Origin of the sequence: Paenibacillus pini JCM 16418 (assembly GCF_000576305.1) — a bacterium.
Taxonomy (GTDB): Bacteria; Bacillota; Bacilli; order Paenibacillales; family Paenibacillaceae; genus Paenibacillus_AQ; species Paenibacillus_AQ pini.
Window position 1 is genome coordinate 1 of the sequence record NZ_BAVZ01000008.1, and the last position, 13,221, is coordinate 13,221.

Sequence of the window (13,221 nt, forward strand, 5' to 3'; positions counted from 1 at the left end):
GAAGAACCACTGTTGATTCTCATCGACGGTGGTTTTTATTTTTGTCTGTACACATGTGGATATCTTATTTAAAGCTGAATGTTCTATCCACAATATTAAGAATTCTAATAATTTTTACATTCTTTATACACAATAAAGCCACCTACTCATGAATTATCGCAAGATTCTTCTCCACACATCCACAATTTCATCAACACTATACACAAACCAATACCAAGTTCACATTTCCATAATCATTTTGATCCATAACACTCCATAATTGTGTCGAACTATACACAAGTCTTGAACAACCTGAGGATAAATCGAAAATAAACCTTTAATATTCAAAAATTCATCCACAGGCCATGAAATAAACTTTTTCAAACTTTAATAATATGTAAATATTTACCTTTATAATTAGATTGATGCACTTGTTTTCGGATAATTTCGAATCTTTATGGGAATCGTTATGAACAAGGGGGGATGAACAGTGCCATATAATAAGTCTACAAAAATAGATGACCAGCAAAACAAAGCTAGTATAAAAGAAGAAATTATTACGCTTCACCCGGAAAAGACTGCAAAATATCCGCCAAGTTTGAATCAGATTCCAAAGAAGGATTCATAAGGCTGCATTTGCAACTGTAGGATTAGCAATCCAAAGCAATCCAAAGCAATCCAAGAAAATCTCTTTTTAGGATGGTGAATAGACACTGATGTCTATTCAACTGCCAAGAAGGGATTTTCTTATTTTAACTAGGAAGGTATAAAGATTAATCATCTCAAGAGGCATGGGGATTTTGCAAACGAACGATGCCGTGATGTTATAATAGGGTGGAGAGAGAGGCGATAGGGATGAAATCTTTAGTTTTAGCAGAAAAGCCCTCTGTAGCAAGAGAAATTGCACGGGTAATGGGCAGTCGTGAGAAACACAAGGGGTATTTTGAAGGACCAAAATATATTGTCACTTGGGCGCTAGGACATTTAGTTGGACTAGCGGAGCCTGAGGACTATGATCATAAATATGCTACCTGGAATTTAGAGGATTTACCCATCCTTCCAGGCACAATGAAGCTGAAGGTGCTGCGTGAAACTAGTCAACAGTTCAAGGTGGTTCAGCAGCTTGCACGTAGGCAAGATATAGGTGATTTGATTGTGGCTACAGATGCTGCGCGTGAAGGTGAACTACTTGCACGGTGGATTTTGAATATGATCAAATGGAATAAACCTTTTCAGCGCTTGTGGATATCTTCTCAGACGGATAAAGCGATTAAAGAGGGGTTTGCTGGCTTACGACCAGGTAAAGAGTTTGATCGATTGTATGAATCTGCTCGATGCCGCGCTGAGGCGGATTGGATGATCGGGCTGAACGTAACACGGGCATTGACTGTAAAGTTTGGAGCACAGCTCTCCGCAGGTAGAGTTCAAACTCCAACACTTGGCATGATTATGGACAGAGAACATGAGATTATACAGTTCCGCTCACAGGCTTATGACATGATTAAGGCGGATTTTGGCAGTTTTACAGCTTCGTGGCGGAGTGGTGGTGGCAATGGACGGATTTTTGATCGAAAACAGGCAGAAGAGCTAAAGGCGAAGCTTGAGGATAAGAGCGGACGTATTATAAAGGTGAAAAAAACAGAGAAAGTAGAACCACATCCACTAGCTTATGATCTCACAGAGCTGCAGCGTGATGCCAACCGAAAGTACGGATTTTCGGCGAAACAAACATCGAATGTACTTCAAAAATTGTATGAACAGCATAAGCTGGTTACTTATCCACGTACAGATAGCAGATACTTAACAACAGATATGGCTGGCACGCTGAAGGAACGACTGAATAGTGTGGCTGTTGGACCATATGCGACGCTTGCTCGTCCACTTCTACGTAAGAATTTACCGATCAGCAAACGCATTGTAGATGATTCCAAGGTAAGTGATCACCACGCCATTATTCCAACAGAAGAGACATTACTACTAAATAAGCTCAACACAGAAGAGCGTAAGCTATACGATTTGATCGTGCGTCGCTTTATCAGTCTGTTCTATCCACCTGCGCTGTATGATGCGGTAGATGTTGTTGTTCAGGTAGAAGGAGAATCCTTTCATGTTAAAGGGACAACAGTGAAGAACAGTGGCTGGCGGGAGGTATATGGGGGTATAGCATCTAGCGAAGATGAGGGAGAGGAAGATGCTACATCTGCCTCCGAATCCGACGAGAGCAGTTCCGCGCTTCCAGTGTTGAACGAGGGAGATACGGTTAAGATTCAGAAAGTCCAAATGCAGAACGGACGAACGCTTCCTCCTAAGCGATATTCAGAAGCTGGATTGTTGTCACAGATGGAGAAGCATGGTCTTGGAACACCAGCAACACGCGCGGATATCATCGAGAAGCTAGTTAACTCCGATACGATCGAAAGGCAGGGAAGTGTGCTGCATCCGACCGGTAAAGGTAAACAGCTTATAGAACTCGTATCGTCAGAACTTGCTACCCCAGGATTAACAGCCAAATGGGAAGCTGAGCTGGAAGGGATCGCGCGGGGTAAAGGTAAGGCTGAACCATTTTTAGAAGGTATCCGAAGTATGTCTAAAGAATTGGTCGCAGGAGTTAAGGGAAGCGCGGTTGAATACAAACCTCATAACGTTTCGACTAGTCACTGTCCAGATTGCGGAACTCGCCTCTTAGAGAAGAAGAGTAAGCGCGGACTTATGCTCACTTGCCCAAGTGATGATTGTGGTTATCGCCGATCTGGTGAAAAACGACTATCGAATCGTCGCTGTCCTCAGTGTCATAAGAAGATGGAGATGAAGGAAGGTAAAGCAGGTTTGTATGTTCAATGTCTGTCCTGTGGCATTACGGAGACGATGAATCAGGGCGGTAAACATGTGAATAAACGAGAGGAACGCAAGCTTGTTCAGCAATATTCGAAACAAGAGACTGTAGGCTCTAATCTGGGAGAACTGTTGAAGGCAGCGATGGAACAAAAAAACAATAAATAAATGTTAAAAATGGAGTCGTTAGAATTGGAAATGTCGTTTATGTGAAGTCGTATTGGTTAATATTGTTTCTGCCAGTGGATACAATTATAATAGAAGTAAGCAGTTGGATCGGAGGTGACCCTTCGTTGAGGACATTGATTTGGATATGGTTTATTTTTATTAATGTGGTAGGATACTTAGTCATGTCCGAAGACAAACGTAGAGCAAGAAATAGGCGGGAGCGAGTTCCAGAACGTACACTCTTTATTCTTGCAGCCATTGGCGGCTCACTTGGCGTACTGATTGCAATGTATCGTAAACGTCACAAGACACGTCATTTGAGTTTTAGAATGGGTATACCTGTATTACTTGTGATTAATGTAGCTTTGTATACGTACTTCCTGAAATAGTGGAATATTCTTTATGACCATCCTTTGGTTTCATCCATAATTATATGGTTTAATACATTTCAATTCAGTCTATGGACAAGAGAAAGAAGAGGTGGGCTCACATGTTATTCTCCAAAATTTTATTGGCATATGACGGTTCCAAAGCTTCGAATAAGGCCCTTGATCGTGCTATTGAGTTGGCTCAAGCTGCTCCGGATTCTGTTATTGATGTTATTCATGTATTTGATTTCCCACGTGTCTTTATGGGTGAAGGCCTTGCCCCAATTCCGGCTTCAGTAAACAAGGATTTTTATGACTTGGCTGAACAAACGATAGAAGAAGTGAAAGAGCGTCTGGCAACTGCAGGAGTTAACTCTAATGTTGAACTCATTCAGGGCGGACCGGCTGAAGTGATTCTGAAGTACGCTAAAGAGAATGACTCGGACGTTATTATTATCGGTAGCCGTGGCCTTGGCGGAATTCGCGAGTTTGTACTTGGTAGCGTTAGCCATAATGTGGTGCAGCACTCCCGTGTTCCTGTACTTGTAGTTAAATAAATTGTAACGACGTAGAAGCCAGTGTACCTTATCGTCAAGGTGTACTGGCTTTCTTTTATAGCTATCCATGTCCAGAAGCGAACATTAGATTTTATTTGGCTTTAAACGTTCGGATTTGAGTTGACATAGACTATAAGGGATTGTTAAACTGTTAAGTATAGATTGTATTTTAAATAAATTATTGATTGTATGCATGACAAAGAATAGGGCTACATGCTCAATCTTTTTATATGAAAGTATCTCGTATAATGCCGGGAATAGGCCCGGACGTCTCTACCTGGGAACCGTAAATTTCCGGACTACGAGGGAATACTAGTCAGGTATGCTATACCTGAGGCTCTTTTGATGTCAAAAGTTGTCGTAATTCCAGTATTCCTTACTAGGTCCGGTACCCTGAAAATAGTATTATTTTCTTGGAGATCGGATTTTTTTAATATGAAAACGAGTAGAAAGTGGGTCGAAATATGTCAGTAGCAGTCGGTGTCATCATGGGTAGCAAGTCGGACTGGGAAACGATGCAGCATGCATGTAAGGTGCTTGATGAACTTAATATCTCTTATGAAAAAAAAGTCGTGTCCGCGCATCGCACACCGGACTTGATGTTCACATATGCAGAGGAAGCTGCTGAGCGTGGGCTTCGTGTCATTATTGCTGGTGCTGGCGGAGCAGCTCATCTGCCTGGAATGGTCGCAGCAAAGACGATGCTTCCAGTGATCGGTGTACCTGTTCAATCTAAGGCATTGAACGGTTTGGATTCGCTTCTTTCAATTGTCCAAATGCCAGGTGGTATACCTGTTGCAACGGTTGCTATTGGACAAGCGGGTGCTACAAACGCAGGGCTGCTAGCTGCACAGATTATTGGAGCTTTTGATCCAGAGGTGCAGGCGCGCGTACAGTCTCGTAGGGATGCAATACGCGATGAGGTGCTAGAAAGCAGTGACACGCTATGACAGTTGACCAGATGAGTTATAAGACGATTTTACCCGGATCGACGATAGGCATTCTTGGTGGAGGACAGCTCGGACGAATGATGACATTGTCCGGGACGGCAATGGGTTATCGTTTTATAACGCTTGATCCAACTCCGGAATCACCTTGCGGACAAATTGCACGACAGATTCAGGCGGATTATGATGATGTTGAGGCAGCTAGAGAACTAGCGGGACAAGCGGATGTCATCACTTATGAATTTGAAAACGTAGATGCCGGCGTTGCCGAACTCCTATCGAAGGAGTCGCACGTACCACAAGGGAGCGAGCTTCTGTATACGACGCAGCATCGGTTGCGTGAGAAGCGGGCGATCGAAGCAGCAGGTGTTCCTGTAGCGCCGTATCGTGAGATTACTAGTCTCAGCAGTTTGCAGCAGGCTGTGGAAGAGTTAGATCTTCCAAGCGTGCTAAAGACAGCTACTGGAGGTTATGATGGGAAGGGACAGGTTGTACTTCGCTCTCTCGACCAAGTTGAACCTGCCTATCACGAGCTAGCTGCTTCAGGAAGAGAACTTGTACTGGAGCAATTTATTGATTTTCAGTGCGAAATCTCAGTGATTGCTGCTCGGAGTCCTCAGGGAGAAGTGAAGAGCTTCCCAGTCTCAGAAAATATACATGTGAACAATATCCTTCACCTATCCATTGTCCCTGCTAGAGTGAGTGATCAGGTACAGCGTGAAGCACGCCGTTTGGCTGAGAGGTTAGTCGTGCATTTAAACGCTGTTGGACTGCTGGCTGTGGAATTGTTCGTGACGGAGTCGGGTCAGCTGTACGTTAATGAATTGGCACCACGTCCGCATAATTCAGGACATTATACAATGGAGGCTTGCAGTACTTCACAGTTCGAGCAGCATGTGAGAGCGATCTGTAATCTCCCGCTAGGCGATGCGGAGCTCATGACTCCCGTGGTCATGGTTAATGTGCTTGGACAGCATTTGGAGGAAGTCGTTAAGATTACCGGGCAAAAGGATGGATCCGTTAACGAATTCGGTGTTATCCCTAAGCTTCATTTATACGGTAAAGAAGAGAGTAAGGTCGGCCGCAAAATGGGTCATATCAACCTGTTATGCGCCGATGTACAGCACGGAATAGATTGGGTAGAACAAACTAATATTTGGAGGCAGGATCATTTATGATAGAACGTTATAGTAGACCCGAAATGCGGGCGATTTGGACTGAGGAGAATAAATTTAATGCGTGGCTTGAAGTGGAATTATGTGCTTGTGAAGCATGGGCGGAGCTAGGTGTAATTCCGAAGGAAGACACCGTGCTTCTTCGTAAGAATGCTAAGTTTGACATTGACCGTATTAACGAGATTGAGAAGGAAACTCGCCATGATGTTATCGCTTTTACCCGCGCTGTATCGGAAAGCTTGGGACAAGAACGTAAATGGGTGCATTACGGACTGACTTCTACGGACGTTGTAGATACAGCAATGGGATATTTGCTACTTCAAGCCAACACGATTTTGGAGAAGGACATTATCAACTTCATCGAAATCTTGAAAGATAAAGCAGTTGCTTATAAAGATACAGCGATGATGGGACGTACACATGGTGTTCACGCAGAGCCAACTACTTTTGGTCTGAAAATGGCACTATGGTATGAGGAAATGAAACGTAATTTAGAACGTTTTCGTCATGCAGCAAATGGCGTCCAGTTTGGTAAGATTTCTGGTGCAGTAGGCACTTACGCAAATATTGATCCTTCGGTTGAAGAGTTCGTATGCAACAAACTCGGCACAACAGCGGCTCCAATCTCAACACAAACATTGCAACGTGACCGTCATGCTGAGTATATGGCGACACTTGCATTGATCGCTACATCTCTAGATAAGTTCGCTACAGAAATTCGCGCGCTTCAGAAGAGTGAAGTACGTGAGGTTGAAGAAGCTTTTGCTAAGGGTCAAAAGGGTTCATCGGCTATGCCGCATAAACGCAATCCAATTGGTTGCGAGAATATCTCTGGTCTGTCCCGTGTCATTCGTGGACACATGGTAACGGCTTATGAAGATGTAACGCTATGGCATGAACGCGATATTTCACATTCATCTGTAGAACGTATCATTATTCCAGACGCAACGATGCTTCTAAACTACATGTTGAACCGTTTCGGTAACATTGTGAAGAACTTGACGGTGTTCCCTGAGAATATGAAGCGTAATATCGGACGTACCTTCGGCGTGCCTTTTTCAGGCCGTGTGATGACGAAACTGATCGATAAAGCTTCAGCCGTGAGCAAGCATATGATACCGTTCAACCACGCGCAATGCAGGCTTGGGAAGAACAGCGTCAGTTCCGCGATATTATCGAATCGACACCTGAAATCACGGAGGCGCTGAGCGCGGAAGAGATTGAAGATGCATTTAATCCTTCTTGGCATCTGAAGCATGTAGATACAATTTTCAAAAAATTAAACTTAATATAAATCATGGGAGGATTCACATGACTGCAACAGCCATTTCCACAGCGGTGGAACTTGTCGATGCGCCGCTCCTGTATAAGGGCAAAGTGCGTGAACTATATGATTTAGGAGAACATGTTCTGATTGTCGTGACAGATCGGATTTCGGCATTTGATTATGTGCTAGATCCGGCTGTGCCTGAGAAGGGGAATGTACTTAACCGACTGAGCGCTTTCTGGTTCGAACAGACGCAAGATCTGATGGAGAATCATGTCGTTCATACGGATGTTGAACGTTTGGGATCAATCATTAAGGATAAGGAACTTCTGAAAGACCGAATTATGGTGGTTCATAAAGCACAGCGAATCGATATGGAATGTGTGGTTCGTGGATACATCACCGGAGGTGGCTGGAGACAGTATGAGACCAGCGGTGAAGTGAATGGTATTAAGCTTCCGGCAGGTATGCGGAAGAATCAAGCCTTCGCTGAGCCTATCTTCACCCCTGCGGCTAAAAACGATGTCGGTCACGAGAGGATATCTCCATGGAGCGTATGCAGGAGCTGATCGGTGCAGAGCTAGCGCTCGAATTGCAGGACAAGAGCCTCTCACTTTATAGCTTCGCAAAAGAATATTGCGCAGTGCGGGGCATTATTTTGGCAGACTGCAAGTTTGAGTTCGGTATTCTAGATGGTCATGTGATCCTCATTGATGAGATTTTTACACCGGATTCCTCTCGGTTCTGGGCCCGTGAAAATTACGAGCTGGATATCGAAATTGATAGTATGGATAAAGAGCCTGTGCGAAACTATCTGTCTGCGTCAACTTGGGACAAGAATAGCCAGCCTGATCCACTTCCGGCTGCTGTTGTTAACGAAACGACACGTCGTTATATGGATATATATCATCGCTTGACTGGAGTAACGCTGCGTTAATAGTTACATTGCGAAACTTAAACATGGAAGCCCACATATCAAATAGCACTTCGCTATGAGGAGGAACAAGAGGAACATGATGAAAGCAACCGTCTATGTCACAATTAAACAAGGTGTACTTGATCCGCAAGGAGTTGCAGTACAAGGAGCACTTCATTCGATGGGATTTCAAGAGGTAGAAAGCGTACGTATTGGTAAGTTTTTGGAGCTAAACTTGGACACGACTGATCGTGCTGAGGCCGAAGAACGTCTCAAAGCCATGTGTGAGAAGCTTCTTGCCAACACGGTAGTCGAGGATTACCGTTACGAATTGGAGGGTTAACATTCATGAAATTTGCCGTTCTCGTCTTTCCTGGTTCAAACTGTGATATTGACTGCTACAAAGCGGTAGAAGAAACGATTGGGGAGCCTGTTGATTATGTGTGGCACACGGCTACTGATCTCTCTGCCTATGATTGCATTCTGGTTCCTGGTGGGTTCTCTTATGGAGACTACTTGCGCTGTGGAGCAATCTCAAGATTCGCTCCAGTTATGAATGAAGTGGCTAAGGCTGCTGAAGCTGGTAAATTTATTCTCGGCATTTGTAATGGATTTCAAATTTTGACGGAAGCGGGACTTCTTCCAGGAGCACTGCTACGTAACAATTCGATGAAATTTCGTTGTCATGATACTTCGCTTAAAGTTGTTAATAACAAAACACCATTTACGACGGATTATAGTGAAGGTGAAGAAATCATTATTCCGATCGCACATGGTGAAGGTAATTACTATTGTGATGATGAGACGTTTACGCGTTTGAAGCAGAACGACCAAATTGTCTTTACGTATAGCAACAATCCTAACGGTTCACTTGCTGATATTGCCGGCATTTGTAACGAACAAGGAAATGTCGTCGGTATGATGCCGCATCCAGAAAGAGCCGTAAATTCTCTTCTGGGTTCAGAAGATGGCAAACGCATGTTTACATCTATTCTAAATGCTTGGAGGGATATCCATGGCGCAGCAAGTGTCCGCTAAAGAACCAACCGCAGAACAAATTGCGGAGCAGAAAATATATCAACAGTTTGGCGTGTCTGACAGCGAATATGAACTGATTTGTTCATTTATGGAACGGAAGCCCAATTATACAGAAATCGGTGTATTCAGCGTAATGTGGTCTGAGCATTGTGCCTATAAAAATTCGAAGCCGCTCTTGCGTCGTTTTCCAACCACGGGTCCTCGCGTATTGATGGGACCGGGTGAAGGTGCAGGTATCGTCGATATCGGTGACAATCAAGCGGTTGTATTCAAAATTGAAAGTCATAATCACCCTTCAGCTGTGGAGCCTTTCCAAGGCGCGGCAACGGGTGTTGGTGGTATTATCCGTGATATTTTCTCCATGGGTGCAAGACCTATAGCAACGCTGAACTCACTTCGTTTCGGTAAACTCGAGAGCGACCGTGTTAAATATTTATTTGAGCATGTCGTATCTGGTATTGCTGGATACGGTAACTGTATCGGTATTCCAACAGTTGGCGGCGAAATTATGTTCGACAACAGCTATGATGGGAATCCACTAGTGAATGCAATGTGCGTGGGTCTAATTGATCATGATAAAATCCAGCGCGGTGTCGCTAAAGGTGTCGGTAACCCTGTATTCTACGTGGGCCCTCCAACAGGACGCGATGGAATCCACGGAGCAACATTTGCTTCGGTTGAGCTGAGTGATGAGTCAGAAGCGAAGCGTACAGCAGTACAGGTCGGCGATCCATTCATGGAGAAGCTGGTTATGGAATCATGCCTTGAGCTAATCGATTCGGGTATCGTGCTTGGTATTCAGGATATGGGAGCAGCGGGTCTGACTTGCTCTAGTGCCGAAATGGCAAGTAAAGCGGGTAACGGTCTGGAGCTGTATCTGGATCAAGTGCCGCAGCGTGAAGAAGGCATGACACCTTACGAGATGATGCTATCGGAGTCGCAGGAACGGATGTTGTTTGTTGTTGAGCCGAAGGATGAAGCACAAGCTCAAGAGATTTTTGATCGCTGGGGTGTCATTTGTGCCAAGGTTGGTAAAGTAACGGATGATGGACGTTTGAAGCTGTATCACCATGGTGAAGTGGTCGGCAATATGCCTGTAACTGCTTTGGTAGATGAGTGTCCAGTGTACAACAAGCCATCTTCTGTTCCAGCTTATTATGAGAAGAATGCAACCGTTGATACACTGCGCTATGAAGAAGTGAAAGATTTGGGTGGTGCGCTGAAGAGCATATTGGCATCCCCAACTGTCGCAAGTAAAGCATGGGTATACAACCAATATGATTATATGGTCCGTACAAGTACGGCCGTTCGTCCAGGTTCAGACGCCGCAGTGGTTACAGTGCAAGGCACTCGCAAGGGGCTTGCGATGACAACGGACTGCAATGGACGTTATGTATATCTAGATCCTGAAGTGGGCGGTAAGATTGCAGTCAGTGAGGCGGCGCGTAACATTGTATGTACGGGCGCTGAGCCACTTGCGATTACAGATAACCTAAACTTCGGTAATCCAGAGAAACCAGAGATTTTCTGGCAAATGGAACGTGCAGTTGATGGTATGGCAGAAGCTTGCCGCGAGCTGAACACTCCGGTTATCGGTGGTAATGTCAGCTTGTACAACGAGAATGCTAGCGGATCAATTTACCCGACACCTGTTGTGGGTATGGTGGGTCTCGTACATGATACAGATCACATTACGACACAAGGCTTTAAGAACGAAGGCGACGTTATTCTACTTCTGGGTGACACGAAGGCTGAGCTTGGCGGTAGTGAGCTTCAATACGTGGTTCACGGTGTAACGGAAGGTCGTCCACCAAGTCTTGATTTGGATGTTGAGAAAAAATTACTAGGTTCTGTTCTTGGCGGCATCCAAAATGGCCTTGTGAATTCGGCGCATGATTTGTCCGAGGGCGGATTAGCTGCAGCACTTGCTGAATCCTGTATTAGTGGCTCTATTGGTGCACAAGTACATGTTGAATCGGAACTCCGCTCTGACTTCCTGATGTTCAGTGAGAGCCAATCACGTATTATTCTCTCCACGTCTAAAGATAAAGCGGCGCAGCTTACAGACTATATTGCAGGCCAAGGTGTCCCAGTACAAGCGATTGGTATCGTAGAAGGCAGCAGTTTGATCATTGACATCAACGGCGCTTCGGCTTTAAACGAATCCGTAGCGGGCTTGAAGCAGGTCTGGGAGGATGCGATTCCATGTCTCATGAAGTAACACCACAGTTGTGGACTGGAGACTACTATAACGAAGGCTCAGGCAAAGACGGGCTATTTGATAAATTAAAAGATGAATGCGGTGTATTCGGGGTCTACGGACACTCGGATTCCGCTTCTCTAAGTTATTATGGGCTGCATGCTTTGCAGCATCGCGGGGAAGAGAGTGCAGGCATTTGTGTCAGCGACCGTTCGGAGTTCCATTATCACCGAGGTATGGGACTAGTGAAGGAAGTATTCGACAAGGATATGATGGCTTCGCTAGTAGGTGATATCGCGATCGGTCATGTTCGTTATTCGACTAGTGGTGACAGCAAGCTGACGAATGCACAGCCACTCGTGTTCAAATACCGTGATGGGGATTTGGCTGTGGCTACCAACGGTAACATTGTCAATGCACCACAAATTCGGCGCGAGCTGGAGCAAAGCGGCTCGATTTTTCAGACGACGAGTGACACGGAAGTGATTGCCCATCTGATTGCGCGTTCATCTAAGGATTTAGTTGAAGCGGCAAAAGATGCTTTTAACCGTATTGTTGGTGGTTATGCGTTCCTCATTATGACGAACGATAAGCTGCTCGTAGCATCGGACCCTCATGGACTTCGTCCGTTATGTATGGGGATGCTAGGAGACGCATATGTATTCGCCTCTGAGAGCTGCGCGTTTGAAACGATTGGTGCGAAGCTGATTCGGGACATTGAACCAGGTGAGTTGCTTATTCTAGATGAACAGGGTCTACGTGAAGATCGGTTCGAAGAGAAGAAGCATCGTAAATCGCTATGTGCAATGGAATACGTATATTTTGCAAGACCGGATAGTGATATGAATGGTTCCAACCAGCATGCTGCTCGCAAACGGATGGGTAGTCGCATGGCGCTAGAATCATTTGTAGATGCTGACATTGTAACGGGTGTACCGGATTCTAGTATCTCAGCGGCTATCGGCTATGCAGAGCAAACAGGAATTCCGTATGAGCTCGGTCTCATCAAGAATAAATATTCTGGACGGACGTTTATCCAGCCTAGTCAAGAACTGCGTGAGCAGGGTGTGAAGATGAAGCTGAGTGCCGTTCGCCGTGTGGTGGAAGGTCAACGTGTGGTTATGATTGATGATTCCATCGTGCGTGGAACGACATCCCGCCGGATCGTTAATCTGCTACGTGAAGCAGGGGCAACCGAAGTCCATGTTCGCATTACTTCACCCCCATTCAAGAATCCGTGCTTCTACGGTATTGATACACCCGATCGTCGGGAGCTAATTGCTTCCCAAATGTCGATTGAAGAAATGTGTAAGGAGATTCACGCGGATTCATTGGCTTTTTTGAGTCCAGAGGGATTAATTACGGCGATCGCGGGAAATAACGCAGAGGATAAAAAGGGCGGATTATGCTTAGCATGCTTCGATAATGATTATCCAACGCGTACTGATTTTGGCGGCGAAGAAAAATTTGGTTGCAGCTGCTAAGTTTGCAGCTCTAACTAAAAATTAGTGGTTCAGTTGACGTGCGAACAGAGCGGAGGGTCGGAGGGATTCTGGAGAAACACCAGTGGTCGCCTTTAAAGTCCAATTTCAACCCATATTCTTTTATTATCCAGAAATTAGACTTTAACAGCGATCGTAAGAACCCTCCGAACCCGTAGCGGCTTGGTTATGAACGCTCGGCCACTAATTTTGGTATTGAGCCATGTTTGCAGCAGTGGAATCATTTATTTTAATAGATAAATACTTCATGTATTGAATATTAAACGTATCTA

10 protein-coding genes, 2 pseudogenes and 1 riboswitch are annotated in these 13,221 nt (G+C 44.9%); all 12 genes and pseudogenes read left to right on the plus strand.

Annotated elements, in window-relative coordinates; translation table 11 throughout:
* Positions 1-469: 469 nt before the first annotated feature.
* Entirely contained in the window at positions 470-607 is a 138-nt protein-coding gene (locus tag JCM16418_RS25300) for a hypothetical protein (protein ID WP_162832476.1), read from the plus strand.
* Between the two features lie 227 nt (positions 608-834).
* Complete coding sequence (locus tag JCM16418_RS12695; RefSeq protein WP_036649449.1) at positions 835-2,979, plus strand: DNA topoisomerase III; 2,145 nt, start codon at positions 835-837, stop codon at positions 2,977-2,979.
* 125 nt (positions 2,980-3,104) lie between these two features.
* Positions 3,105-3,368: a DUF1294 domain-containing protein gene (locus JCM16418_RS12700; protein ID WP_036649451.1), complete on the plus strand. Its 264-nt coding sequence runs from the start codon at positions 3,105-3,107 to the stop codon at positions 3,366-3,368.
* A gap of 101 nt (positions 3,369-3,469) precedes the next feature.
* Positions 3,470-3,904, plus strand: coding sequence for a universal stress protein (locus tag JCM16418_RS12705; protein ID WP_036649454.1), 435 nt, complete (start codon positions 3,470-3,472; stop codon positions 3,902-3,904).
* 221 nt (positions 3,905-4,125) lie between these two features.
* Positions 4,126-4,226: riboswitch (purine riboswitch) on the plus strand.
* Positions 4,227-4,368: 142 nt separating this feature from the next.
* Entirely contained in the window at positions 4,369-4,854 is a 486-nt protein-coding gene (gene purE / locus JCM16418_RS12710) for a 5-(carboxyamino)imidazole ribonucleotide mutase (protein ID WP_036649457.1), read from the plus strand.
* Positions 4,851-6,029 (plus strand): 5-(carboxyamino)imidazole ribonucleotide synthase, encoded by a 1,179-nt coding sequence (gene purK / locus JCM16418_RS12715; protein ID WP_052020253.1) that lies wholly within the window; start codon positions 4,851-4,853, stop codon positions 6,027-6,029. Before purE ends, purK begins: the two co-directional genes overlap by 4 nt.
* Positions 6,026-7,320, plus strand: a pseudogene (gene purB / locus JCM16418_RS12720) (adenylosuccinate lyase). The gene purK and the pseudogene purB overlap by 4 nt, the downstream one beginning before the upstream one ends.
* Before the next feature lie 17 nt (positions 7,321-7,337).
* Positions 7,338-8,230, plus strand: a pseudogene (locus tag JCM16418_RS12725) (phosphoribosylaminoimidazolesuccinocarboxamide synthase).
* A gap of 76 nt (positions 8,231-8,306) precedes the next feature.
* Complete coding sequence (gene purS, locus JCM16418_RS12730; RefSeq protein ID WP_036649459.1) at positions 8,307-8,552, plus strand: phosphoribosylformylglycinamidine synthase subunit PurS; 246 nt, start codon at positions 8,307-8,309, stop codon at positions 8,550-8,552.
* 5 nt (positions 8,553-8,557) lie between these two features.
* Positions 8,558-9,247 carry a phosphoribosylformylglycinamidine synthase subunit PurQ gene (purQ, locus tag JCM16418_RS12735; RefSeq protein ID WP_036649462.1) on the plus strand — a complete coding sequence of 230 codons (690 nt, stop codon included), beginning with the start codon at positions 8,558-8,560 and terminating at the stop codon, positions 9,245-9,247.
* Positions 9,225-11,468 (plus strand): phosphoribosylformylglycinamidine synthase subunit PurL, encoded by a 2,244-nt coding sequence (gene purL / locus JCM16418_RS12740; RefSeq protein ID WP_036649465.1) that lies wholly within the window; start codon positions 9,225-9,227, stop codon positions 11,466-11,468. Before purQ ends, purL begins: the two co-directional genes overlap by 23 nt.
* Positions 11,453-12,931: an amidophosphoribosyltransferase gene (gene purF, locus JCM16418_RS12745; RefSeq protein ID WP_036649468.1), complete on the plus strand. Its 1,479-nt coding sequence runs from the start codon at positions 11,453-11,455 to the stop codon at positions 12,929-12,931. The genes purL and purF overlap by 16 nt, the downstream gene beginning before the upstream one ends.
* Positions 12,932-13,221 lie beyond the last annotated feature (290 nt).

What these genes read in the sequence shown, in the direction of transcription:
- JCM16418_RS12695 (WP_036649449.1), top strand. Translation starts at nt 835, where the DNA reads ATGAAATCTTTAGTTTTAGCAGAAAAGCCCTCTGTAGCAAGAGAAATT.
- JCM16418_RS12705 (WP_036649454.1), top strand. Translation starts at nt 3,470, where the DNA reads ATGTTATTCTCCAAAATTTTATTGGCATATGACGGTTCCAAAGCTTCG.
- purE (WP_036649457.1), top strand. Translation starts at nt 4,369, where the DNA reads ATGTCAGTAGCAGTCGGTGTCATCATGGGTAGCAAGTCGGACTGGGAA.
- purK (WP_052020253.1), top strand. Translation starts at nt 4,851, where the DNA reads ATGACAGTTGACCAGATGAGTTATAAGACGATTTTACCCGGATCGACG.
- purS (WP_036649459.1), top strand. Translation starts at nt 8,307, where the DNA reads ATGATGAAAGCAACCGTCTATGTCACAATTAAACAAGGTGTACTTGAT.
- purQ (WP_036649462.1), top strand. Translation starts at nt 8,558, where the DNA reads ATGAAATTTGCCGTTCTCGTCTTTCCTGGTTCAAACTGTGATATTGAC.
- purL (WP_036649465.1), top strand. Translation starts at nt 9,225, where the DNA reads ATGGCGCAGCAAGTGTCCGCTAAAGAACCAACCGCAGAACAAATTGCG.
- purF (WP_036649468.1), top strand. Translation starts at nt 11,453, where the DNA reads ATGTCTCATGAAGTAACACCACAGTTGTGGACTGGAGACTACTATAAC.